Below are 22,619 nucleotides of genomic sequence, written 5' to 3' on the forward strand. Positions count from 1 at the left end.
ACCTTAGCGAGATATATCGGCTTTTGTGCGGGAGCCGGATCAGCCGTCCGCCTGCTCAGGTCTCCCTGACGTGGGTGGTGAGCCGGCGCGCGGACCCGAGCGCGACGGTCTCGCCGGTGAGACGGATCACCGCGCGCAACGGCGGGTCGGCCGCCGACGGGCCGGCCGCGAGCGTGATCGTCCCCGGCTCGACGATGCGGCGCAGGTCGATCCCGGTGTAGGAGAACGCGTCCGCGGGCACCGCGAACGTCACCGTCCGCGACTCCCCCGGCTCCAGCGCCGCCCTGGCGAACCCGATGAGCTGGACGGCCGGCCTGGCCACCTGCGCGACCGGATCCGAGGCGTACAACTGCACCACCTCCTCGGCCGGACGGCCGCCCGCGTTCCTGATCGTCACGCCGATCTCGACCTCGCCGTCGGTGGGGACGTCCTGGCGGTCGGTGGTGATGGCCGTGTACTCCACCGCCGAGTACGACAGCCCGTGCCCGAAGGCGAAGGCCGGCGTGGGGTCCAGCACCGTGATCCCGTCCGCCCGCCGGCCCAGCGGCGCCTGGAGGTAGGTGGAGGGGTTGATGGCCGGCGAGTCCGGGATCTGCACGGGCAGGCGTCCCGACGGGTTCACCCGGCCGCTGAGCACGCCCGCGACCGCCGCCCCGCCCTCGACCCCGGGGAAGAACGCCTGGATCGCGGCGGCCACCCGGTCCTTGACCGCCCCGAGCGCGTACGGCCGCCCGGACACCACGACCAGCACGGTCGGCGTGCCGGTGGCCAGGACCGCCTCGACCAGGTCGGGCTGGAGACCGGGCAGCCGCAGGTCGGCCGCGTCGCACCCCTCGCCCGACGTGCCGGCGCCGAACAGCCCCGCCCGGTCGCCGACGAACACGAGCGCGAGGTCGGCCCCGGCGGCGAGCGCGGCGGCGGCCTCGATCCCCGAGCCGTCGCCGCCCGACACGTCGGCCCCCAGCTCGTAGCGGACGTCCGCGGCGGGGAACTCGGCGACCAGCCCTTCCCTGATGGACGCGATGGGCAGGCCCATCCCGTGCTCCGGGTAGCGGTCGAGCACGTGGTTGGGGAAGGCGTAGCAGCCCAGCAGGGCGCGAGGGTCGTCGGCGCAGGGACCGACGACGGCGATCGTCAGGCGGGCGCCGGGATCGACGGGCAGGACGCCGTCGTTGCTCAGCAGGACGAGCGAGCGCTCGGCCACCGTCGCGGCCAGCTCGCGGTTGCGCGGGCCGTCCAGGTCCACGCCGTCCGCATCGTCGGGGACGAGCGGGCCGCCGTCCAGCAGCCCGAGCTCGATCTTCTGCCGCAGCACCCTGCGGACCGACTCGTCGACCACCGCCTCGTCCACCCGGCCAGCGCGCACGTGGGCGACGAGGTGCGCGCCGTAGCCGACGGTCTCGGGCAGCTCCACGTCGATGCCGGCCAGGATGGCCAGCGCCCCGGCCCCCGCGTCGTCCTCGGCCACGCCGTGCATGGAGGCCAGGAACGGGACGGCCCAGTAGTCGGCCACGACCGTCCCGCCGAACCCCCACTCCTCGCGCAGCAGCCGCCGCAGCAGGTCCGCGCTCGCGCCGACCGGGACCCCGTCGAGGTCGGTGTAGGAGTTCATGACCGACCGGGCGCCGCCCTCGTGCATCGCGGTCTCGAACGGCGGCAGGACCACGTCGGCCAGCTCCCTCGGCCCGATGCTGACCGGCGCGTGGTTGCGCGCGGCGCGCGAGGAGGCGTACCCGGCGAAGTGCTTGAGCGTGGCGATGATCCCGGCCTGCTCCAGGCCGCGCACGTACGCGGCGCCGAGCTGGCCGACGAGGTACGGGTCCTCGCCGAGCGTCTCCTCCACCCGTCCCCACCGGTAGTCGCGGACCACGTCCAGGACCGGCGACAGCCCCTGGTGGACGCCGACCGCCCGCAGGTCGCGGCCGATGGCGCCGGCCATGCGCTCCACCAGCCCGGGGTCGAACGTCGCCGCCCAGGCCAGCGGCGTCGGGTAGGCGGTCGCCCCGTACGTGGCGAACCCGGTCAGGCACTCCTCGTGGGCGATGGCCGGGATGCCGAGCCGGTTCGCGGCCATCACCTGCCGCTGGAGCGAGCGCAGGCGCTGCGCCCCTTCGGCCGGGCCGACCGGGGCGGTGCCGAAGACGCGGGTGAGGTGGCCGAGCCCGTAGCGCAGCCGCTCCTCCAGGCCGCCCGTGGCCAGGAAGAGGTCCTGCAGGGGCGCGACGCTGCCGGGCTCGTCCGTCTGCACCCAGACGGACCCGAGCTGCGCGACCTTCTCCTCCAGGGTCAGCTCGGCCAGCAGGGCCTCCACGCGCTCGCCGGTCGTCCGGGCGCTGTCCCGCCAGGGCGCGAGACCCGGCACGTTCACAGATGTCATGGCTTCCTTCGCGGTTGTCGGTCAGCCGCCGCAGGTGGTGACGATCCGGTACGGCGGGATGACGGCGATCTACGCAGGTGCGGTCACGACGGCAGCCTGCTGTGAGTTCCGGCGCATGGTTCCGGGCATTAACCCGGACTCTAGGCATCCATCGGGAAGCTCGTCAATAATGTTTCGTAAGATCACCGAAACATTCGGAACCGCGATGGGGCCGACCGTCCGCCGACCGCCGATCATCACCATGACCAGGGAGCACGACTACCGGCAGCAGCAGCCGGGCCGATGCCCGCACCGCCTGGCCCACCGCTCGCGACCCGCGCTCGCGACCGCCTTCGGGCCGCTTGACAGGCGTTGCCGCTGAAAGTTTCGGACGATTGTCCGCGGTGATCGGCAACCGGGCGAGCGCCATGCGACTGTAGCCATAAGGTCAGTTTCGAACGCGTATTCGATTGTGGAATCGTCTCGTCGTACCGGGCACACGGGGGCCCGCCGACGCGAGGAGACATGCCATGCCCGTTCGGAGATCGATGATCGCGCTCGCCCTGGCCGTGGGCGTCGCGGTCGCGGCGCCCGCCTTACCGGCGCAGGGGGCCGGTGGCGCTCAGGCCGCACCCGCGCAGGGCTCGGGGCCCAACGTGGTGCTCAGGTGGAACACGGCGCTGCTGGCCGCGATCCGCACCGGCACGCTGGGCCCGCCACAGGTGGCCAGGGCCCTGGCCATCGTGCACACCTGCGCGTACGACGCCTGGGCCGCCTACGACGGGGTCGCGGTCGGCACCCGGCTGGGCGGCTCGCTGCGGCGGCCCGCCGCCGAGCGCACCGAGGCGAACAAGGCCGAGGCCATCAGCTTCGCCGCCCATGCGGCGGCCGTCGATCTCTATCCGGCGCAGCGAGCCGGTTTCGACGCGCTGATGACCGAGCTGGGCTACGACCCGGCCAACCCGGCGAGCCGGCCGGCCCAGACCGGGGTGACCGCGTGCCAGGCCGTGCTCGACCACCGGCACGCCGACGGCTCCAACCAGCTCGGCGGCTACGCCGACACCACCGGCTACGCGCCGGTCAACGCCCCGGTGGTGGTCGCGGAGCCGCTGACCTCGCTCGCCCAGCCGGGCCGCTGGGCGCCGCTGACGTACGTCAACAGGGCCGGCGCGCTGGTCACGCCGCCGTTCCTGGTCCCGCACTGGGGCGGGGTGGCCTCGTTCGGTGGCACCGCCCGCGACCTCGCCGACCGCGTACGCGCGCCCTACGCCTACGGCTCGTCCGGGTTCCGCACGCAGTCCGCCGAGATCGTGTCGATCACGGCCGCGCTGACGGACCAGCAGAAGGCGATCGCCGAATACTGGGCCGACGGCCCCGCCAGCGAGACGCCGCCCGGCCACTGGAACCTGTTCGCCCAGCAGGTCTCCGCACGTGACCGGCACCGGCTCGACCAGGACGTGAAGATGTTCTTCGCGCTGGCCAACTCGGTCATGGACGCGGGGATCGCCTCGTGGGAGGTCAAGCGGGACCACGACTCGGGCCGGCCGATCACCACGATCCGCTTCCTGTACAAGGGGCAGCAGATCCCGACCTGGGGTGGCCGGACGGTCGACGGGGCCTCGTGGGTGCCGTTCCAGGCGGCGACGTTCCCGACGCCGCCGTTCGCCGAGTACGTCTCGGGCCACAGCACGTTCAGCGCCGCGGCGGCCGAGGTGCTCAAGCGCTTCACCGGCGGCGACGGGTTCGGCGGGCAGGCGGTGATCGCGCGGGGCTCGTCGCAGATCGAGCCGGGCGTGACGCCGGCGCAGGACGTGACGTTGCGCTGGCCGACCTTCACCGACGCCGCCGACCAGGCCGGGATGTCGCGCCGGTACGGCGGCATCCACTTCCGGCTCGGCGACCTGGAGGGCCGGGCCCTGGGGCGGTCGGTCGGCACGGCCGCGTGGGAGCGCGCCAAGAGCTACTGGACGGGCCACGGCTGACACCTCCGGAGCCCGCGCCATGGCGCCACGTTCGCGGTAGCACTACGTTCGCCGGCGGGCCACGTTCGCGGTAGCGCCACGACCGTCTTAGCGCCACGACCACCCGTCGCCGGGTGAAAAGCCAGGCGCCCGCTCCCCTGCGCGAGAGCGGGCGCCTTTGTCATGCGGGGAAGGTCAGGCCACGTGCTCCTCGGCCTCCCTGTGGAGCGACTCCAGGTCGAAGGCGCCCGACTTGACGGCCGCGGTGAACCTCTCCCAGTCGCGGCGAGGCACTTCCAGCACCGTGTCCGGGTTGTCGGCGTGGATGACTTCCACGTGGTCGTTGATCCGCTTCGCCGCGACGCGGCTGGCGTCTTCAGTCATGCTGCACTCCTTCCGGTGCACCCTGCGGAGGTTTCCGCCCCGGCCACCCTTTCGCAGGAGGACCGAGGCGGTTGCGGGCAGCCTGTCATCCCCGCGAGACATCGGCCACCCGTTCCGGAGGGACGGCTGCAGAAAACCTCTCATGCGGGAATCGATCTGTTGACCTGGGTGAAAGAGATCCATGCCCAGGCGTCACTCCCGTGCCGGCACGGCCGCCACGATGCGAAGATCGTCGCGATCTCCGAGGAGGAAACATGGTCGTGAGCGGGCCGACGGCGACGGCGTACGAGTGGCTCTACCGGGAGTGGGCCGACGACACGGGCGACCTCTGGCTCTGCGTGTGCTTCGTCCGTGACGTGACCCCCGGCGAGGCGTTACGCCGGATCGGTGTCACCCCCGGGCCCGCCACGGACGGATTCGGGTTCGGCGTCGCGGCCTATCCGGCGCGCGGCGGGACCTTCCTGGTGGAGGACGGCTGGGGACACGTCGTCTACCACCAGGCCCGGACGTTGTCGGCGGGCACGCGGGCGGCGGCGCTGTTCGTCACCAGCGACGACTCGGCCTTCGCCTACTTCGCCGACGGCCGGTCGATCACCGCCTTCAACCTGTACGACTGCCGCGCCCGCACCGGCACGGAGCCCGACCGCCTGCTCCCCGACCTGCGGGAGCTGGAGATGGAGACCTCCTACGAGGATCACGGCTGGACGGGTGCGCCGGTGACCGCCGCGCTCGCCCTCGCCGAGCGGGCCACCGGCGTCCACATGTCACGCAGCCGCTACGAGGGCACGGCGCTCTTCGGCTCGACCGGCCACCTCGACCCGTACGCGTGACGATCCCGCGGTCAGCGGGCGGCTGGGGGCCGGGGAGAGCGGGCGGCTGGGCTGAGGTCAGCGGGCGGTCAGGGCGAAGCGGTGCGCGGTCGCTGTGAGGGGGCGGCCCCGTTCCATGTCCTCGTGCAGGGCGCGCAGCCGGTCACCGTACGTCTCCGGGTCGAAGTCCGGCACCTGCCACGGGACGACCCGGAGGAAGAGCACAAGGGCCCCGATGTCGCGAAATATCGTGGAATAGCTGGCCGACTGGCTCCAGGTGACCGTGAGGCCGGCGTCGGTGAGGCCGGCCACCGCGGCGGCGAGGCCCCAGTCGTGGTCGTCGTGCGGCGGCCCGCCCAGTGCCCGGTTGAGCTCCCCGAGGTCGCGGCCCGCCACCTGCTGGGTGACGAACGTGCCGCCCGCGGCCAGGACGCGGCGGACCTCGTGCGGGTCGTACGACTCGTGCCGGTTGACGATCAGGTCGAACGACCCGTCCGGGAACGGGAGCGCGCCACGGGCCTCGGCCACCTCGACGCCCAGCGGCTCCAGGCGGGCGCGGGCGATCGGGACGTTCGGCGGGTGGCCCTCGGTGGCGGCCGTACGGGACGGCAGCAGCGCGAGAGAGGCCAGCCGTTCGCCGCCGCCCGTGCCGAGATCGAGCAGGGCGGACGCCCCGGGGAGCCGGTCGCGCACCAGCGCGTCGTAGTCCCACGGCAGGGACCCGTCGTAGGTCAGCCGGCCGGTGAAGGCGGTGAAGTCCCAGCCCTCGAAGGGGGCGGTCAGGCCCTCCTGGATCAGCTCCGCGTAGCCCATGGACGTGATCATGCCGTGCGGACGTGCCGGGGCGCCGCTCGTTTTCCGCCCCGGTCAGCGGGGCGGGGTGCTCTCCCGCAGGACGATGTCGGCCGGCATGAGGACGTCGTCCGCCCCGTCCGACAGCGCCAGGCGCATCGCGCTCAGCCCCGCCTCGCGCAGCGGCACGGCGACCGAGGTGAGGGCGGGCACGACGTCCACCGCCGAGCCGATGTCGTCGAACCCCCCGACCCCGATGTCCACCCCGGGGATGACGCCCGCGTCGCGGAAGGCCGTCATGGCGCCGATCGCCATCACGTCGTTGACCGCGAACACCGCCTCCACGTCCTCGAACCCCCGCTCCACCAGCCGCCGCGCCGCGTCGTAGCCACCGGCGCGGGTGAAGCCGGTCTCGATCGCGAGCGGCTCGGGAACGCCGGACCCGAGCAGCCCGGCCAGGAAGCCGGCGTGCCGGTCGCGCGAGGTGCGGATCTCGCCGGGCGCGTGGAAGACCGCGAACCGCCGGTAGCCGGCCCCGAGCAGCGCCGTGGCGAGCCGGGCCGCGCCGTCGTGGTTGTCGATGGTGACCGTGCTGAACGGCAGGTCCCGCTGGCTGATCAGGACGACCCGCCCCCCGGCCGTACGGTATTCGGTCAGCTCCTCGATGAGCGCGTCCCGCGTCCCCGCGCCGTCGATGCGGCTGCCCGCGACGATGATGGCGCGCGGGCGCTGACCGCGGAGCGTCCTGACGATCTCCAGCTCGCGCTCGGGTGAGCCGTCGGCCACCGCCATGGTGACGATGAGGCCCGCCGCCTGCGCCTCCTCGGTCACCCCCACGGCGATGGAGGAGAAGTAGGGGTCGGCCACGTCGCGCACCACCAGCGCGACGGTCCTGGTCGAGCCCCTGGCGATGGCCTGCGCCGACAGGTGCGGCTCGTAGCCGAGCTTGGCCGCCGCCGCCCGGACCCGGGAGGCGTTCTCCGACCTGACGTTGCGCGCGCTGCCGTTGAGCGCGCGCGACGCCGTGGCGATGGAGACCCCGGCCTCCCGGGCGACGTCGTGCAGGGTCGGCGGGGAGGCCGGGGCCGGGGACCCGTCATCCATGCCGATCATTGTGGCACCGCGGTCATCGGCTCGCCGGGCTCTCGATCGCGGCGCTCTGGGAGACCCGGAAGTCGTCGATGTGGACGCTGCCGTGGTGGGTCCTGCCGGCGCTGTACTCGACCGGCGCGACGACGGTGTTCCTGGTGACGGCGACGGTGACGATGCCCTTCAGCGCGAACGCCTGGGACCCGCTGGTACTGCCGCTGTTCGCCGTACGCGTCAACTTCCCTCCTGTCCTCCGTGGTCTCGACGACCTCGACGCCGCCGCCCGCGCCGCCCGCCACGAGCCCGTCACCTCCGGCGAGGGGCCCGGCCGGCCGGCTCTCGAAGTCGTGCACGGCGACGGCGGCCGGGGAGAGCACGGCCGTCGCGGGCGACCCGAGCGTGATGGCCGGTCAGCCGGCCGGGGTGTGGACGACCGGGTGTGCCACGTCGTGCGCGCGCAGGTGGCCGCACATGCCCCAGCGCTCCTCCGGCCGGCTCTCCATCAGCGCCGACTCCAGGAGGTGGGCGCCGTCGCCGCGCTCCAGGGCGTCGAGGATGCCCGCCGTGCGGCGGGTCTCCTGGGCGACCGTACGCTCCCAGATGCCGCGCCAGGCCGCCGCCTTGGGGCGTACCAGGGCCACGGCGTGGTCGTAGAAGCGCTGGAGCGGGGCCGGGTCACCGGCGCGCACGGCGTCGGCGAGCCGCAGGAAGCCCTCGACGGCCAGGTCCCGCCGCCGCGCCACGGCCGCCTCGATCGCCGCGGGGTCCGCGCCCGGCCCCGGCAGCGCCGCGGCCTCCCGGTAGCGCTCCTGATCGGCCACGACCTCGGCCGGGAACGTCATGACCGCGTCGCCCGCCTCGGGCAGACCGGCGTTCGACATGACGACCACGACCTCCAGCCCGCCGCCGTTGACCGCCCGGTGGATGGTGCCCGGCGTGAACCACACCGTCGATCCGGCGCCCAGCTCCGTCTCTCTCAGGCCGTGCGCGTCGAGCGTCTGCAGCGTGCCGCGCCCGCCGATGACCACGTACGCCTCGGTGGAGGCCGTGTGCAGGTGCGGCGTGCCGCCCTCCAGGCCGTCGGCGTGCGCGGCGCCCGAGTAGACCGCCAGCCGGCTGACCGACGTGCCGCCGGGGAACGTCATGCGAGCGCTTCCCTGCCGCGCGCGGCCAGCAGCGCCGTGCCGTCCTCGCCGCGGTCGCCGTCGGCGATCACGACCGCGTACCTGAAGCGGAGCGTCTGGCCGGGCGGCAGCTCCACCTCCTCGCCGAAGAACGGCGCGGGGCACAGGCATGCGAAGTCCTCGCTGCGCGCGAACCACTGCGGCGGGTGCTGCGGGTTCGCGCTGTCGTCCACCATGACGATCGTCGAGTGCTCACCGCTCTCGTCGTGCCGGCCGCGGAAGCCGAACCACTCCGCCCGCCTGCCGCGCAGCTCGTCGCCGCCCGCCCCGTCCGGCGACTGGATGACGCCGCCGGTAAACGACCTCGGGCCGCGCCAGAACAGGCCGCCGTACCCGGCGTTCTCGCGCCCCTTCGTGGTCGGTGAGCCGAACATGAGCGCGGCGCCCGACACGTTCGTCATGGCCGTGTCGAAGACCAGCGCCCAGGTCTCGTCGTCCACGACGGTCGCGGCGAGTGAGCGCCGCTCCTCGGTGATCGGCTCGCCGGCCTGCGCGGTCCAGTCGAGCTCGTGCCCGATCTCGACCCGGCCGCCGTCCGCCGACAGCGTCATCGGCTCGCGGTGCGTGGCGCTGCCGTTGTTGTCGAGCTGCACGTACGACCGCCCGTGCACGTACGTCGGGCCGCCCCAGAAGTTGTGCTCGCCGACGTGCGGCAGCGACCAGGCGATGCCCTTGTGCCAGACGTGGTCGTGCGGCCTGAACAGCGACACCAGCGCGCCACCGCGGGTGCGGATCGGGTGCAGGTACGGCTTCGGCGACTCCAGCACCGGCGTGTCGGGGCGGTAGGTGTAGGTGAACAGCTCGACGCCGCCCGCCGAGACGGAGACCGACCGGCCGAGCGCGTGGTTGGCCTGCAGGGTCACGAATTCCTCACCTTTTCCCACGGGGTGCCCGTGCCGTCCATCTTCTGGGCGAACGGGCTGTCTGCAGTGATCTGTCCACTTCGTACGCGCTCGCCGGTGAAGGCGGAGGCGTACAGGGCGGCGATGAACTCCATCGTCCGCCGGGCGTCCTCGGCGGTCACCGGGGGCGCCTGGTCCTGGTCGAGCGCGTCGAGCACGGCGGCGAGCCAGCCGCGGTGGCCGCTGGACCCGGCGGTGCGCCCGGCGGCCCAGAGCGCGGCCACGTCGTCGTGACCGGGGGCGGGGGTCACGCTCCAGTCGTCGTCGGTGTAGCCGTACAGGTGCGCCACCTCGACCGTGGCGCGTTCGTAGTCGAAGCGCAGCTCGGAGGTCTGCCTCGGAGACACGACGGAGTTGACGACCGTGGCGACGGCGCCGCTCTCGAACGTCACCAGCGCCATCGACACGTCCTCGGTGTCGACGGAGCGGGCCCGGCGGGCGGCCACGGCCGTGACCTCGCTCCAGGGGCCGAGCACCGAGAGCAGCAGGTCGAACTGGTGGATGCCGTGGCCCATCGTCGGCCCGCCGCCCTCGGACTCCCAGGTGCCGCGCCACGGCACCGCGTAGTAGTCCTCGTCCCGGTACCACTGGGTGGCGCAGGTGGCCAGCAGCGGCCGGCCCAGCTCGCCCGCGGCGGCCAGCCGGCGCAGGCGGAGCGCGCCGGCGCCGAAGCGGTGCTGCAGGACGGTCGCGACGTGCGCCGTCGAGCGGCGCTCCGCCTCGATCAGCGCGTCGAACTCGGCGAGCGAGAGCGTCGGCGGCTTCTCCACCAGGGCCGTGACCCCGGCCTCCAGGCACGCGATGGCCAGCGGGGCGTGCGACTGCGGCGGGGTGCAGAGGTGGACGACGTCCAGCTCCTCCTCGCGCAGCAGCTCCGCCGCGCTGCCGTGGCTGCGCGGCACGCCGAACTTGGCGGCGAACTCGCTCGCCCGGCCCGCGTCCGTGTCGGCCACGGCCACCAGGCTCGCCCGGCCGCCGGACCCGATCAGGGCCTCGGCGTGCGCGTGGGCGATGCCACCGGTCCCGATGATCGCGGCCCGATAGTTCCGTTGAGACAAGATCTTGCTCCTGTGTGCCGGCCTGGGGGATCAGGCGCCGTCGATCTCGGCCCGCAGCTCGCCGAGCGCGCTCACGCGGGGCCTCCTCGACGCGATCATTCGTGACCTCCAGCCACCAGGGGACGGGACGGCCGCCTTGGGAAAACGTATTCCGCAGTTTGCATGGCTGTTACGCGAGCGTCAAGAGTGCTGCCGGGGACTCAGGGCGGCGTGCGCACGAGGGTGGTCACGGGGTGTGAGCAGGGGGCGCGAGCCGGCCCGGCAGGCCCGCCGCTCGGTCCCGCGCCTACTACAGGTCACCTCGGCGAAGAGGCGCTCGCCTGGTCAGCGCCGGCCGGGGTGCCGGATCAACCGGCGCTCTCGCGGATGATCAACCGGCCTTCGAGGGTCAGCCTTCTGACCGTGTCCGACTTTTCCAGCGCGAGGCGGATCGCCTCCGCGCCCGCCTGCGCGAGCGGCAGCGCGACGGTCGTCAGCCGCGGCGTCACGTCGCTCGCGAGCGGGATGTCGTCCACGCCGGTGACGGAAACGTCCGCCGGCACCGCCAGACCGGCCGCGCGAAAACCCGACATGGCCCCGATGGCAATGGTGTCATTGCCCGCGAGAACCATTTCGCCTCCGTCCATTCCCGCCGCGGCCAGCCGCTGCGCCGCGTCGAATCCGCCCTGCCTGCTGACCTCGCAGTGAACGATCCGGATATCGCGCTCGGCCACGCCCCCGGCACGCAGCCCCTCGACGAAACCGGCCCGCCGATCGGCCAGGTTCACCAATTCTCTTTCGCCGCCGAATATCACCGCCCGCCGGTGCCCGATTTTCGCGGCGAAAGCGCCTGCTGACCGGCCAGCGGCGCGATTGTCGACGCCGATCGAATCGAAATTCAGGTCGGTCTCGCCGACGATGACGACGCGCCCGCCCTCCCGCTCGTACAGGTCGAGTTCCCTGAGCAGGCCGCCTTCGAGGGCGTTCGTCAGGAAGCGGTTGGAGGTGAGCACGAGCGCGCGCGGGCGCAGGGCGCGCAACTGGCGAACGGTCTCGAGCTGGCGTTCCGGGGCGCCCATGGTGGAGGTGACGGTGACGAAGGCGCCGGCCGTACGGGCCTCGCGTTCCATCGCGGCGACGATCATGCCCATGGACGGCGTCGAGAGGTCGTCGGCGACCAGCGCGATCGAGTCGCTCGCCCGGCGCATCGCCCTGGCCGAGGCGTCCGCCGTGTAGCGCAGCGCCGCGGCGGCGGCCAGCACGCGGGCCTCGAACTCGGGGGCGACCTTCCTGGCACTGCCGCTCAGGACCCTGGATGCGGTGGAGATGGAGACTCCGGCCGCCGCGGCCACGTCGTGCAGCGTGACCGTGGGCCTCGCCGCATGGGGCATCCGGGGTGTCCTTTCCTCGGGGCGACCGGCCGGTAATGAAGAGTACTGGTCATTCCCCGCCCGGCCGCCATGGCAGGGGGCCGATGTCATGAATGCCGCATGACCCGTGTCATGGAAAGCCGGTGACACCATGGACTAACCTCGCCGGAATTGAGTGGATCATGCTGACAAGCATGACTTTTCGCCGATTCTCGAAGATTGCGATGAAGGCCGGAGCGGCCACCACCGGCGCGCTGCTGGCGGCGGCCCTGGCCGTGCCCGGCCCGGCCGCGGCGCTCCAGCGGGCCGCCGGCACGCCCGCCGAGCCGTCGAGCTCGGCGACGGCGGGCTCGACGCTGGACCGGCAGGCGCTGCGCCGGAGCCTGGACGCCGTGCACGAAGCCGGGATGTACGGCATCTACGCCGAGGTCCGCGACGGACGCGAGACCTGGCAGGGCGCGGCAGGCGTGGCGGACGTGGACACGCGCAGGCCGGTGCAGCCTGACATGGTGCACCGGATCGGCAGCATCACCAAGACGTTCACCTCGGTGGCCGTGCTCCAGCAGGTGGCCCGTGGCGCCATCGACCTGGACGCCCCAGTCGCCCGCTACCTGCCCGACCTGGTCCCCGGCGAGCGCGGCCAGCAGATCACCGTGCGGATGCTGCTCAACCACACCAGCCACATCGCCGACCACGTCGGCCCGGCGTTCCCCTCGCTTCTTGAGGGCACGACCACCAGCCTGGACGACAACCGCTTCCGCACGTTCGCCCCTGAGGAGCTGGTGCGGCTGGGCCTGGCCGCCACGCCGACCGGGCAGCCGGGGGCGACGCCCGGGATGTACTCCAACACGAACTACGTGCTCGCGGGCCTGTTGCTGGAGAAGGTGACGGGCGTCGACGCCGAGGAGTACATCACCCGCAACGTCATCCGCAGGGCCGGTCTGCGGCACACGTCCTTCCCGCGTACGCCGCAGATCCCCGGGCCGCACTCCAAGGCGTACGAGTCGTGGTACGGCTTCATCGACCCGCCCCGCGACTACAGCGTCTACAACATGTCGTGGGCGAGCACGGCCGGTGCCATGGTCTCCACGATGCACGATCTCAACCAGTTCTACCGGGCGCTGCTGCGCGGCGAGCTGATCGGCGCGGCGCAGCTCGCGGAGATGCAGAAGACGGTGCTCGTCTCGCTGGGCGGCGGCATCGCGATGAACTACGGGCTCGGCCTCTACTCCGCCGACCTCCCGTGCGGCCGATTCTGGGGCCACGACGGGGGCGTCTTCGGCATGGGCACCCAGTCGCTGATCAGCGCGGACGGAAACCGCCGGCTCTCGTTCGGGATGAACCTGATGAAATATCAGCGCATCGACGAGAACGGCCAGCTGGAGCCGAACGAGATCGACCCGGCGATCTCGAATCACCTGCTCCTGGCGGCATGCGGGGAAAGCGGTGCCGCGGCCGCCAAGTCGGCGCAGACACCGTTCGTCCCGCTCCCCTCGGACAGGATGCTCGTCAAGCGCTGATCCCCCTTCGCCCGGTTTCTTGAGGAACGCGCCACTCCACCCCTACCCGATCACCACTCCCGCGAGTGTGTTCCCGATCACGTCCGGCGTGTGGATTTGTCCACAGATGATCGACCAGACACTCCGTAATGTCCCTGTCGCCGGGATCGACCGGCTCACTGACAACGGGGAGGACCTCAATGCGCAAGACCCTCGCGATCGCGACTCTCGCGGGCTCCATGGCCGTCACCGGCCTCGCCCTGACCCCCGCCGCCCAGGCGGCCACGCAGACCGCTTCCCAGTCCGCCTCCTCCAAGAGCTGGGGCAAGTTCTTCTCCAGCGACCACAAGGCCTACACCTTCGGCAAGACGTGGAAGAGCGGCGGCACGGTCTTCACGAAGTGGTACGGCGTGGACAAGGTCGGCGGCAAGAAGGCCTGGGTGTGGTTCGAGTTCTACAAGAACGGCAGCTGGCACAAGTTCAACCGCGCCTGGGACGGCAAGGTCACCGGCAGCTGGAGCGGGCGGGGGATCAAGAAGGTCTACACGTTCACCTGCTGGGCCGGCAAGTTCGACAACTGCGGCCGTAAGTACCGCATCTACTAGACCTCGGGAGCTCGGCACGTCCCGTAGAGGCCCGGCGGACACCCGCCGGGCCTCTGCCCATGCGCCCGCCCGCCCGCACACCAGGGGACCACGCGGCCGGTCTGGCCAGCCCGAGCGAGTCAGGCGTCGCGGACGAGGAGGCTCCGCGCGGAGACGTCGCCGAGATCATCGGCCGCCATCTCGGTCTGCCGGCGGTCAGCATCCCGGCGGAGCAGGCGGCGGCCCACTTCGGCTGGCTCTCCTTCGCCGCCGCCACCGACAACCCGGCCTCCAGCGCGCTGACCCGCGAGCTCCTGGGATGGTGGCCGGACCACCCGGGGCTGCTCGCCGATCTCGACGAGGGCCACTACTTCACTCCGTGAATCCCACCCGCGGCCTGCGTCCGCTCAGGCCGGTCGTACCGAGGGAAAGGCCGGTCGTACCGAGGCAGCCTTGATGAGCCGGAGGCCGGGCGGTGTGCGTGCGGTCCGCGGGTCATGACGGCCTGCCGAGCTTCCGGTCAGCCGGGATTGCCGGCGAGCACGCAGGCGACGGGCGGATCGAGCTCAAGGGTCTCGACCCGCAGGTGGGTGAAGCCGGCCCGGGTGAGCAGGTCCTGAAGCTCCTGTGCGGCCCGGACCGTCGTGTCCCGGGTGGCGCCGGGGCAGCGGGGCTGGCTGACGAGGGCGATGCGTCCTGCGGGGCGGAGCAGTCGGCGCAGCTCGCGAAGCCGCTCCACCGGGTCGGGCCAGAACCCCGCGGAGTTGACGGCGAGGATGGCATCGAGCGGGTCGCCGAAGCTCGGCAACCGCTCCACGGAGGCGTGCGTGAGGTGCACGCGCCGGGCGCGGACGGCGGCGGCGTTGCGGCGGGCGGCCTGCCGGACCATGGCCCGCGAGTGGTCGACGCCGAAGACGTGGCCCCGGGTGGCGCGGGCGGCGAGCTCGGCGATGGCGATGCCGGGACCGAATCCGATCTCGAGCACCCGGTCGGTGGGCCGTACGTCCAGCAACGACACCGCCCAGATGTTGCGCCGCCGGTTGGAGGGGCGGAGGGCGAACATCCAGCCGTTCGCCCACCCGACGACGCCCCGGGGGCGATGGGCCTGGCCCACCAGGTATCTGATCACGCGTCGCTTGAGAGATGTGCCTGCTGTCTGCATGATCGCAGTCAACGACTTCAAGTACGCTTGAAGTCAAATGGATGAGCAGCTGACGATCGGTGAGCTGGCGAGCCGCACGGGTGTCGCCACCTCGGCCCTGCGCTATTGGGAGGAGCTCGGCCTGCTCCCGGCACCGCCCCGGGCCTCAGGCCGGCGGCGCTATCCGCCCTCGGCGGTCAGGCTGGTCGGCGTGGTGGTGTTGCTGCGGGACGTCGGTTTCACGTTGCGCGAGATCAAGGCGTTCGTCGCGACTCGTTCGCCGGCCGGTGACGGCTGGCGGGAGCTCTACCGACGCAAGCTCGCCGAGCTGGACCAGCAGATCGCCCGGGCTCAGGTGGCGCGTACGGCCATCGCCCATGGCCTGGCCTGCCCGCACGAGGACATCCTCCAGTGCGCCAACTTCACCGGCGGGGTCGCGGCGCTCCTGGCGGGCGCTTCACTCGGAGAGGCCCACGCCCAGATCCACTCGCACTGACCGCGCCGTCACAGGGCCGCTGGGTGACCGCCGCTCTCATACGGGGCGCTTGCCTCCGGAGTCGCCGTCGGCCAGCACCACGGCCGACTGTGGTGTCCGGACCACGGTCGCGTCCGAGCACGGGGACGACGGGTCGTCCGCCTGCGCCGGGACGGCGCCCACCGCCAGCACGACGGTCAGGCCGACGATCGGGGCGGCGACGCGGCGGGTCCAAGTAGGGGCGTTCATTCAGCTCTCCCGGTGGGCCGGTGATCACGACGGTGCTGCCAACCAGCATCGGCGTTGGAGTTCCAGCCGTCCACCCCTGGGACGGTTGATGTCCGCAAATGGCCACCGATTTGTCCGCCGCCGTGGTGCGCATTCCCGCTCGCCTACGCCCCCGGGGTATTAGCCTGAGAAATGCGTTCCCGCGTTTGTCTCGGGCTGGGAGGTCAAATGGCGGCCGACCCTGTCGTCCTGCTCATGGCGGTGCTCAGCCTCCTTCTCGGCCTGGGCGCGTTCGCCTGGCAGGTGTGGCGCTCCCAAGACGGGGGCAACGAACGGCTGCACACAATCTCCTGGTTACTGCTCGCCCTTTTCCCGGTCATCCTGCTGTTCTCCTTCTTTCCGCAGAGCGAGTTCTCCGCGGGTTTCATGGGCGCGACCATGACGGGCGCCGCCGGCCTGTTCGTCTTCATCTGGTGGTACGGCCCGCGCGCCATGCGCACCGCGGGCCGGCTGGATGAGGAGAAGAAGGCGAACGCGGCCCTGCGCAAGCAGCTCGACATGAAGGAGAAGCTCGGTCAGCCCCGGCCGATCGAGGCGGCCGGGACCTACGACTACACCGTGATCGGGCGGCCCGAGCGGAAGATCGTCCTGATCACCGGAGATCTGCGCAACGTCAAGGACGTGGACGTGTGGGTGAACTCCGAGAACACCGACATGCAGATGTCCAGGTTCCACGAGCGCTCGATCTCCGCCGTCATCCGCTACGAGGGCGCCCGCCGCGACCCGCTGACCGAGCGGGTGACCGAGGACTGCGTGGCCGACGAGCTCTCCGCGCTGGTCGGCGCCAACGTGCCGGTGGAGCCGGGCACCGCCATCGTGGCCGGGGCGCACGAGCTGGCCAGGCGGAACGGGGTCATGCGCATCGTGCACGCCGCCGTCGTCCACGGGACCGCGGGCGCCGGGTACCGGCAGGTGGACAATCTGGGGGCGTGCGTGCGCAACGTGTTCCTGCGCGCCGAGAATCTCGATGACGGCCGCGCGGCCTCGATCGTGTTCCCCATCTTCGGCACCGGCGAGGCGGGGGCGGCGATCGAGCCCACCGTGCAGAGCATGCTCGCCGCCATCGTCGCCCATCTAGCCCACAACCCCCCAAGCGGTATCGAAACAGTCCATTTGCTCGCCTATACCGACGCCGAATTCGCCGTCTGCCAAAAAGTGTTTGACGAATGCGACCGAATCCGGCTACGTACGAAAAAATCAGTTTCGTCGGGTGGACGGGATTCTTAAGCTTTTGTCCCGTGGACACCCCTCTTCTTCTCTCGCATTTCCGGACGCATGACGCCCCGCTGGTTCTCTCCCGGGGCGGCGATCTGGCGTGGGACGACGTGGAGCTCCACCGGAGTGCCCGGCTTAGCGACCCCGAGGGATACGCGCTGCTGGCGCTGGTGCCCGGTGTGCTCCCCTGGCAGCGCGCCCGCGTGCTGCTGCGTACGCTGGCCGACTCGCAGGACGGCCTCGACGACCGGACCCGGAACATCCTGGCCAAGGTCACGCGGGCGCTGCTGTTCGGCCTGCCGCCCGCGCACGCCGTCACCGTGCTGCTCGCCCTGCGGCGGCTGCGGGCCAACCACAAGCACACCACCCGGGCCATCCTCGCCTTCGTCCTGGAACACCCGGACGCGGGCGAGCTGATCGAGGCACGCAGGGCCACCCTGGCCGGCTGCTTCGAGCACGCGCTCGGCAAGGCGACCGCCCGGGCGTGCGCGCGCCTGATCGGCGCGGGCGACACCGGCTCCGGCTACCTGCGCAGGAGCCTGCTGCGCTTCGTGTCCGACCCGGCCGCCGCGATCGAGCGGGTGCGCGCGCTCTACGGGCCGGGTACGCACGGCGCGATCGCCCCGCAGGAGCCGCCCGCGCCGCTGGACCCGGTGAGGGAGCACGTGCCGATCGTCACGCCGACCAACCGGGGCGACATCGCCGCGACGCTGGTCCACCTCTACCGGGGCGGACCGGCGGCCGAGCTGCGTCCCGCCCTGGCGGGGTACGTGGCCGAGGTGACGCGCGGGCTGCCGCGCCTGCCGGGCAGCGTGGCCATGGTGCTCGACACGTCCGGCTCCATGCGCGGCTACGGCGAGCGCGAGTGGGCGGTCATGTCGCAGGCCGCCGCGCTGCGGCTGGTGCTGGCCGAGGTCTGCGAGCGGCTCACGGTCATCGAGACCGGCGGCCCCGAGCACGACCCGAGGCACGCGACCGACCTGGCGACCGGGCTGCTCGACGCCCTCGGCACCCGGCCCGACCTGGTGGTGATCGTGACCGACGGCTACGAGAACCACCTGCCGGGCGACCTGGCCAGAGTGGTCGCGACGCTGCCGTACACGGAAGACGCCACGCCCGTGGTGCTCTGCCAGGCGACATTCACCCGTGGCGACGACCTGACCCTGCGCGACCCGGCGCCGGACCTGCCCCGGCAGGCGTTCTGGCACCAGGACGACTTCGCCGGGCTGCTGCCGTGGCTGTTCGGCCACTGCGCGCCCGGCCAGGGCTGGATCCGCACCGCCATGCTCAGCCGACTGGAAGGAGGACGGACATGACACCGCTCGGCACGCTGCTGCCCGCACCGCTCGACCTGGACGGCTACCGCGCCGGCCCGCCCCAGCGGGCCGGGGCGCTGACCATGGTGCCCGTATGGGGCCCCGAGCGGCCCGGGATCGTGCCGCCCCGCTCCGGGCTGAAGCTCAAGCGGGTCGTCGGCTACGGCCAGGTGGAGCTGCACAACGGCGCCCGCGAAGGCGTGGCGATCGTGCCGCTGCACCTCGGCTACATCCAGGACGCGGCGCAGAACCACGCCCTGTGCTCCTCGGCGCTGCTCGGCGCGGGGCAGACCAGGCGTTTCGACGACGCCTGCTGCGTCCAGGCCGGGCAGGGCGGCTATCTGGAGGGCCGCGACCAGTGGTTCTTCGTGCTGCCCGCCGAGCTGCGCGCCCAGGCGATGCGGCTGCGCGGCCGCAAAGACTACGCCAAGCTGTGGCCGGACATCACGGCGCTCAACCGGGCGTACGGGCTGCCGTCCCGCGGGCACCTGGAGCAGATCCTGTCGCGCAAGCGGGCCACGCTGACGCAGTTCCAGAGCCGGCTGGAGCTGCTGCCCGGCCAGCTGGGGGCGCTGTTCTTCCTCCGCGACCGGTTCGCGGGGCTGGAGCTGGCGCCCGACCCGGTGTACTTCGCCGAGATGTGGATGCCCCTGGTCTGCTTCGCGTACGGGGTCGGCGCCTGGCGGGCCGAGCCCGCGCTGAGCGCCGCGGAGCCGTACGACGCCACGGACCTGGCCGGGCTGCGCGCGGAGCTGGCGCGCGACCGGGCCGAGCGGATGGCGGAGGTGGCCTCCTGGCTGCCGGAGCCCGGCGGTGACCTGCGGATGGTCGAGGACGAGCGCTACCTGGACCTGCGGCTGTCCACCGTCACCGGTGACGGGCTGGCCGGTCAGGTGGTCACCGAGCACGGCCGGCCGATCTACGCCTCCGTGTTCGCCGACCGCTGAGCGTCAGGCGCGGGCCGCACCGTAAATCCGGTTGCGGCCCGCATCGGGCGGAGGTTGAATGATCAGTGCGGGAACTGAGCCGGGCGCGGCGGACCAACCCCTCATTCCACATAAGGGATGGTCGTTTTGAGAGCGATCCGCATGGGTTCGCCGAGGCGCCGGCCACCTGTCCCGCACGTTTCGCTAAAGGGCTTATACGCCGATATTGCGGCCCTTACAAGATCTTGTCAGGCAATTGAAGCGGTGTTACCTCTTGCGGAGATGCGCGCAATCTGCGCATCCCTGGCACGCAGGAGGGAATCGTGTCGACCAAGCCCTGGTTACGCAGCACACTGATCGTCGTCGCGGTCATCGCGTCGGCTCTACCCCTCGCAGGGGCCGCCCAAGGCCAACCCGGCGGGCAGGCTCCGGAGATCCACGACTTCCAGGCCGAGAACCACGGCAAACCCGATCTTGACAACCGTCAGGGCCGGGTGCCGCCGCCCGCGGGGGCCAACGCGCGCGTCGCCGGCTCCGCGGCCGAGATCCGCTGGAACGCGCTGGGCACCCCGGCCACCGTCATCAGCGCGCAGCCCCTGGCCGACGGCCTCGGATCCGACCCCGAACAGGCCGCCCGCGCCTACCTCAAGAGCAACGAGGCCGTCTTCGGCCTGAGCGCCGAGGCGGTCGACGCGCTGGAGAAGGTCGCCGTCAACCCCATCGGCGCGGGTCACGCCGTGCTGCTGCGGCAGCGCTTCGGCGACCTGCCGGCCGGCGTGGACGGCCTCGTCGCGGTCGGCGTGGCCGGCGGCCAGGTCAGGCACGTCACGTCCTCGCTGTCGCGCTCCGCGCAGGCGCCCCCGGCCGCCACGCTCAGCGCGCAGCAGGCCCTGGAGATCGCGGCCAGGGACGGCGGCATCGACCTGGCGACCGCGGCCACCAAGCAGGCCACCCCGGTGGCGGTGCCGGCGCCCGACGGGGTGCACAACGCGTACCAGGTGGTCCTGATCGGGGGCGGGCAGCAGGGCGAGGCGGCGGCGTACACGACGCACGTGGACGCGGTCAGCGGCGCCATCCTCGTCCGCGAGAACCTGGTCGACCACTTCGACCCGGAGAACCCGCACTGGTCGGCCTTCCCGTCGAACCCGCGTGACGACTACTCCTCCGCCGACACCCGCAAGACCTGGTGCTTCGCGGCCGGCCCCGGCTGCGACTACGTGACAGGCGGCGACCCGGGCACGGGCAAGGCGTGGGACGTCGACCACGCCACGAACACGCCGACCGGCACCAGCATCGGCAACTCGGCCAGGACCTACGAGAACCGGGCGAACGGCGACCCGTTCACCGTCGGCACCCGCTCCAACGTGCTCACTCCCAGCAGGAACTACACCTATCCATGGCGTAACACCTGGTACGAGGCCAAGTGCGACCCGGCGACGTTCGACCAGCCCGGCGAGGCCGACCTCGAAGCCGCCATCGCCAACCTGAACGCCATGCACAACCGCATGCACGACTGGTCCTACCGGCTCGGCTTCACCGAGACCGCCTGGAACATGCAGGCCGACAACGGCGACCGCGGCGGGCTCGGCAACGACCCCGAGCAGGGCAACGCCCAGGCCGGCGCCCGGGTGCTGTCCGTACGCGACAACGCCAACCAGATCACCGGCCCCGACGGGGTCGCGCCGATCACGAACATGTACCTGTGGCAGCCAATCGCGGGCTCGTTCTACTCCCCGTGCGTGGACGGCGACTACGACATGTCGGTCATCGGCCACGAGTACACGCACGCCATCTCCGGCCGCATGATCGGCGGCCCGAACGCCGGCTGGAGCGGCGCCCAGGCCGGGGCCATGAACGAGAGCACCTCCGACCTGGTCGCGATGGAGCACCTCTTCGAGTACGGGTTCCGTCCCTCCGGCCTGACCCCGTACGTCACCGGCGGCTACGTGACCGGGGACAAGGCGCGTGGCATCAGGAACTACGACATGTCGAAGTCGCCGCTCAACTACAGCGACATGAACTACGACATCGTCGGCCAGCAGGTGCACGCCGACGGCGAGATCTGGTCGGCCACCCAGTTCGACGTGCGCGCGGCGTTCGTCAAGCGGTACGGCCAGGGCACGGCCAAGCAGCAGCGGGCCTGCGCCGACGGCCAGACGCCGGTCGACAAGTGCCCGGGCAACCGGCGCTGGGCGCAGCTCTCGTTCGACGCCCTCCTGCTGATGGCCTCGGGCGCGGTCAGCTACGTCGATCACCGCGACGCGCTGCTCGCGGCCGACGCGATCCGCTTCGGCGGCGCGAACCAGGACATCATGTGGCGCGCGTTCGCCGAGCACGGCCTGGGCCAGGGCGCGGCCAGTGCCGGCCCGAACGATCCCGACCCGACGCCGAGCTTCGTCAACCCGGCGGGCAAGAACGGCTCGCTGCAGCTCAAGCCGCTCGGCGAGGCGAAGGACGCGGCGCTGCGGCTGTACGTGGGCGACTACGAGGGGCGCGTGGTCCCGGTCGCCGACACCGACCCCGCGACGCCGCTCGGCGACACCGTGGAGATGACCCCGGGCGCCTACGACTTCGTGGTCGCGGGCAGCGGGTTCGGGCACACGCGGCTGAAGTACGTGGTGCTCCCCGGCGTGAAACTGCCCCTTCCGCTGCTCCTGACCCGCAACCTCGCATCGGGGGCCGGCGGCGCGACGGCGGCAGGCGACGGCGTCAACCAGGCCAAGCTGATCGACGAGACCGAGGCCACGAACTGGGCCTCGCTCACCGGCGCGCCGGCGGGCAAGTCGGTCGTCGTGGACCTGGCGGGCGACAGCCCCGTGAAGATCCGCAGGGTGCAGGTGAGCGCGATGCTCAGGCCCAACATCGGCGATCCCGCCGATCCCGGCGCCCAGAACCGCTTCTCCAGCCTGCGCGCCTTCGAGGTGCTGGCCTGCAGCGCGGACTGCGCGCAACCGGCGAACTTCACCAAGATCTACACCAGCCCGGCGAACGCGTTCGACTCTGGGCTGCCGCGTCCCCGCGGCGCGGACCTGATCTTCAAGTCGTTCGGGGTACGGGCCACCAGTGCCACGCATCTGATGTTCCGCGTGGTCAGCACGCAGTGCACCGGCAACCCGCGGTACGCCGGTGAGCAGGACAGCGATCCGAACTCCGCGACCGACTGCGGGACGGCCAGCCCGCTGCGTGACCAGGTCAGGGCGGCCGAGTTCCAGGCGTTCTCGCACTGATCGGCAGGTGACGGCCCGCGCTCCTCGCTCGGGGGGCGCGGGCCGTCGGCTTGTCCGGAGATAG

Annotated in this window: 21 protein-coding genes; 10 read left to right on the forward strand and 11 right to left on the reverse strand. The window is 72.1% G+C overall.

Annotated features, from left to right (window positions below):
- Positions 1-55 precede the first annotated feature (55 nt).
- Positions 56-2,377 carry a beta-glucosidase gene (locus ETD85_RS18535; protein ID WP_138690978.1) on the reverse strand — a complete coding sequence of 774 codons (2,322 nt, stop codon included), beginning with the start codon at positions 2,375-2,377 and terminating at the stop codon, positions 56-58.
- Positions 2,378-2,886: 509 nt separating this feature from the next.
- Here ETD85_RS18535 and ETD85_RS18540 point away from each other — a divergent pair.
- On the forward strand, positions 2,887-4,338 hold the full coding sequence (locus ETD85_RS18540; protein WP_138690979.1) for a vanadium-dependent haloperoxidase: 1,452 nt from the start codon (positions 2,887-2,889) through the stop codon (positions 4,336-4,338).
- 174 nt (positions 4,339-4,512) lie between these two features.
- On the opposite strand, the gene ETD85_RS18545 is transcribed toward ETD85_RS18540, so the two are convergent.
- Positions 4,513-4,701, reverse strand: coding sequence for a hypothetical protein (locus ETD85_RS18545; protein WP_138690980.1), 189 nt, complete (start codon positions 4,699-4,701; stop codon positions 4,513-4,515).
- Positions 4,702-4,955: 254 nt separating this feature from the next.
- Between ETD85_RS18545 and ETD85_RS18550 the strand changes: the two genes are divergently transcribed.
- Complete coding sequence (locus tag ETD85_RS18550; protein WP_138690981.1) at positions 4,956-5,531, forward strand: DUF6461 domain-containing protein; 576 nt, start codon at positions 4,956-4,958, stop codon at positions 5,529-5,531.
- A gap of 57 nt (positions 5,532-5,588) precedes the next feature.
- Here ETD85_RS18550 and ETD85_RS18555 read toward each other — a convergent pair whose 3' ends face one another.
- The 7 genes from ETD85_RS18555 to ETD85_RS18585 form a co-directional block, all read right to left on the reverse strand.
- Complete coding sequence (locus ETD85_RS18555; RefSeq protein ID WP_138690982.1) at positions 5,589-6,323, reverse strand: class I SAM-dependent methyltransferase; 735 nt, start codon at positions 6,321-6,323, stop codon at positions 5,589-5,591.
- Between the two features lie 54 nt (positions 6,324-6,377).
- A complete protein-coding gene (locus ETD85_RS18560) occupies positions 6,378-7,406 on the reverse strand; it encodes a LacI family DNA-binding transcriptional regulator (protein ID WP_138690983.1) in 1,029 nt (342 codons plus the stop codon).
- 22 nt (positions 7,407-7,428) lie between these two features.
- On the reverse strand, positions 7,429-7,629 hold the full coding sequence (locus ETD85_RS18565) for a hypothetical protein (RefSeq protein WP_138690984.1): 201 nt from the start codon (positions 7,627-7,629) through the stop codon (positions 7,429-7,431).
- A gap of 172 nt (positions 7,630-7,801) precedes the next feature.
- Positions 7,802-8,536: a cupin domain-containing protein gene (locus ETD85_RS18570; protein WP_138690985.1), complete on the reverse strand. Its 735-nt coding sequence runs from the start codon at positions 8,534-8,536 to the stop codon at positions 7,802-7,804.
- Positions 8,533-9,438 (reverse strand): DUF6807 domain-containing protein, encoded by a 906-nt coding sequence (locus tag ETD85_RS18575; RefSeq protein ID WP_138690986.1) that lies wholly within the window; start codon positions 9,436-9,438, stop codon positions 8,533-8,535. Before ETD85_RS18575 ends, ETD85_RS18570 begins: the two co-directional genes overlap by 4 nt.
- Positions 9,435-10,535: a Gfo/Idh/MocA family protein gene (locus ETD85_RS18580; RefSeq protein ID WP_240779222.1), complete on the reverse strand. Its 1,101-nt coding sequence runs from the start codon at positions 10,533-10,535 to the stop codon at positions 9,435-9,437. The genes ETD85_RS18575 and ETD85_RS18580 overlap by 4 nt, the downstream gene beginning before the upstream one ends.
- A gap of 347 nt (positions 10,536-10,882) precedes the next feature.
- Positions 10,883-11,905 (reverse strand): LacI family DNA-binding transcriptional regulator, encoded by a 1,023-nt coding sequence (locus ETD85_RS18585; RefSeq protein ID WP_170246738.1) that lies wholly within the window; start codon positions 11,903-11,905, stop codon positions 10,883-10,885.
- Positions 11,906-12,078: 173 nt separating this feature from the next.
- On the opposite strand from ETD85_RS18585, the gene ETD85_RS18590 reads away from it, so the two are divergent.
- From ETD85_RS18590 to ETD85_RS18600, 3 genes are all read left to right on the forward strand, one after another.
- The gene (locus ETD85_RS18590; protein ID WP_240779223.1) at positions 12,079-13,404 is read left to right on the forward strand and encodes a serine hydrolase domain-containing protein; all 1,326 of its coding nucleotides are present in this window, start codon (positions 12,079-12,081) and stop codon (positions 13,402-13,404) included.
- Positions 13,405-13,583: 179 nt separating this feature from the next.
- Entirely contained in the window at positions 13,584-13,988 is a 405-nt protein-coding gene (locus tag ETD85_RS18595) for a hypothetical protein (RefSeq protein WP_240779224.1), read from the forward strand.
- A gap of 59 nt (positions 13,989-14,047) precedes the next feature.
- Positions 14,048-14,350, forward strand: coding sequence for a Rossmann-fold NAD(P)-binding domain-containing protein (locus ETD85_RS18600; protein WP_206058391.1), 303 nt, complete (start codon positions 14,048-14,050; stop codon positions 14,348-14,350).
- Between the two features lie 137 nt (positions 14,351-14,487).
- On the opposite strand, the gene ETD85_RS18605 is transcribed toward ETD85_RS18600, so the two are convergent.
- Positions 14,488-15,096: a class I SAM-dependent methyltransferase gene (locus ETD85_RS18605; RefSeq protein WP_240779225.1), complete on the reverse strand. Its 609-nt coding sequence runs from the start codon at positions 15,094-15,096 to the stop codon at positions 14,488-14,490.
- Positions 15,097-15,166: 70 nt separating this feature from the next.
- Between ETD85_RS18605 and ETD85_RS18610 the strand changes: the two genes are divergently transcribed.
- Entirely contained in the window at positions 15,167-15,604 is a 438-nt protein-coding gene (locus ETD85_RS18610; RefSeq protein WP_138690991.1) for a MerR family transcriptional regulator, read from the forward strand.
- Between the two features lie 36 nt (positions 15,605-15,640).
- Here the strand turns inward: ETD85_RS18610 and ETD85_RS18615 are convergent, their stop codons facing one another.
- Positions 15,641-15,832, reverse strand: a complete 192-nt coding sequence (locus ETD85_RS18615) for a hypothetical protein (RefSeq protein WP_138690992.1) — start codon at positions 15,830-15,832, stop codon at positions 15,641-15,643.
- A gap of 207 nt (positions 15,833-16,039) precedes the next feature.
- On the opposite strand from ETD85_RS18615, the gene ETD85_RS18620 reads away from it, so the two are divergent.
- The 4 genes from ETD85_RS18620 (at position 16,040) to ETD85_RS18635 (ending at position 22,555) form a co-directional block, all read left to right on the forward strand.
- Positions 16,040-17,098, forward strand: a complete 1,059-nt coding sequence (locus ETD85_RS18620) for a macro domain-containing protein (protein WP_138690993.1) — start codon at positions 16,040-16,042, stop codon at positions 17,096-17,098.
- A gap of 11 nt (positions 17,099-17,109) precedes the next feature.
- Positions 17,110-18,402: a VWA domain-containing protein gene (locus ETD85_RS18625; RefSeq protein WP_138690994.1), complete on the forward strand. Its 1,293-nt coding sequence runs from the start codon at positions 17,110-17,112 to the stop codon at positions 18,400-18,402.
- The gene (locus tag ETD85_RS18630; protein ID WP_138690995.1) at positions 18,399-19,349 is read left to right on the forward strand and encodes an ARPP-1 family domain-containing protein; all 951 of its coding nucleotides are present in this window, start codon (positions 18,399-18,401) and stop codon (positions 19,347-19,349) included. The genes ETD85_RS18625 and ETD85_RS18630 overlap by 4 nt, the downstream gene beginning before the upstream one ends.
- Before the next feature lie 302 nt (positions 19,350-19,651).
- On the forward strand, positions 19,652-22,555 hold the full coding sequence (locus ETD85_RS18635) for a M36 family metallopeptidase (RefSeq protein WP_240779226.1): 2,904 nt from the start codon (positions 19,652-19,654) through the stop codon (positions 22,553-22,555).
- Positions 22,556-22,619: the final 64 nt, after the last annotated feature.

It is taken from the genome of Nonomuraea zeae, from assembly GCF_005889725.1.
In the GTDB taxonomy this organism is placed as follows: Bacteria; Actinomycetota; Actinomycetes; order Streptosporangiales; family Streptosporangiaceae; genus Nonomuraea; species Nonomuraea zeae.

What these genes read in the sequence shown, in the direction of transcription:
- ETD85_RS18535 (WP_138690978.1), bottom strand. Translation starts at nt 2,377, where the DNA reads ATGACATCTGTGAACGTGCCGGGTCTCGCGCCCTGGCGGGACAGCGCC.
- ETD85_RS18540 (WP_138690979.1), top strand. Translation starts at nt 2,887, where the DNA reads ATGCCCGTTCGGAGATCGATGATCGCGCTCGCCCTGGCCGTGGGCGTC.
- ETD85_RS18545 (WP_138690980.1), bottom strand. Translation starts at nt 4,701, where the DNA reads ATGACTGAAGACGCCAGCCGCGTCGCGGCGAAGCGGATCAACGACCAC.
- ETD85_RS18550 (WP_138690981.1), top strand. Translation starts at nt 4,956, where the DNA reads ATGGTCGTGAGCGGGCCGACGGCGACGGCGTACGAGTGGCTCTACCGG.
- ETD85_RS18555 (WP_138690982.1), bottom strand. Translation starts at nt 6,323, where the DNA reads ATGGGCTACGCGGAGCTGATCCAGGAGGGCCTGACCGCCCCCTTCGAG.
- ETD85_RS18560 (WP_138690983.1), bottom strand. Translation starts at nt 7,406, where the DNA reads ATGGATGACGGGTCCCCGGCCCCGGCCTCCCCGCCGACCCTGCACGAC.
- ETD85_RS18570 (WP_138690985.1), bottom strand. Translation starts at nt 8,536, where the DNA reads ATGACGTTCCCCGGCGGCACGTCGGTCAGCCGGCTGGCGGTCTACTCG.
- ETD85_RS18585 (WP_170246738.1), bottom strand. Translation starts at nt 11,905, where the DNA reads ATGCCCCATGCGGCGAGGCCCACGGTCACGCTGCACGACGTGGCCGCG.
- ETD85_RS18590 (WP_240779223.1), top strand. Translation starts at nt 12,079, where the DNA reads ATGACTTTTCGCCGATTCTCGAAGATTGCGATGAAGGCCGGAGCGGCC.
- ETD85_RS18595 (WP_240779224.1), top strand. Translation starts at nt 13,584, where the DNA reads ATGCGCAAGACCCTCGCGATCGCGACTCTCGCGGGCTCCATGGCCGTC.
- ETD85_RS18600 (WP_206058391.1), top strand. Translation starts at nt 14,048, where the DNA reads ATGCGCCCGCCCGCCCGCACACCAGGGGACCACGCGGCCGGTCTGGCC.
- ETD85_RS18610 (WP_138690991.1), top strand. Translation starts at nt 15,167, where the DNA reads ATGGATGAGCAGCTGACGATCGGTGAGCTGGCGAGCCGCACGGGTGTC.
- ETD85_RS18615 (WP_138690992.1), bottom strand. Translation starts at nt 15,832, where the DNA reads ATGAACGCCCCTACTTGGACCCGCCGCGTCGCCGCCCCGATCGTCGGC.
- ETD85_RS18620 (WP_138690993.1), top strand. Translation starts at nt 16,040, where the DNA reads ATGGCGGCCGACCCTGTCGTCCTGCTCATGGCGGTGCTCAGCCTCCTT.
- ETD85_RS18630 (WP_138690995.1), top strand. Translation starts at nt 18,399, where the DNA reads ATGACACCGCTCGGCACGCTGCTGCCCGCACCGCTCGACCTGGACGGC.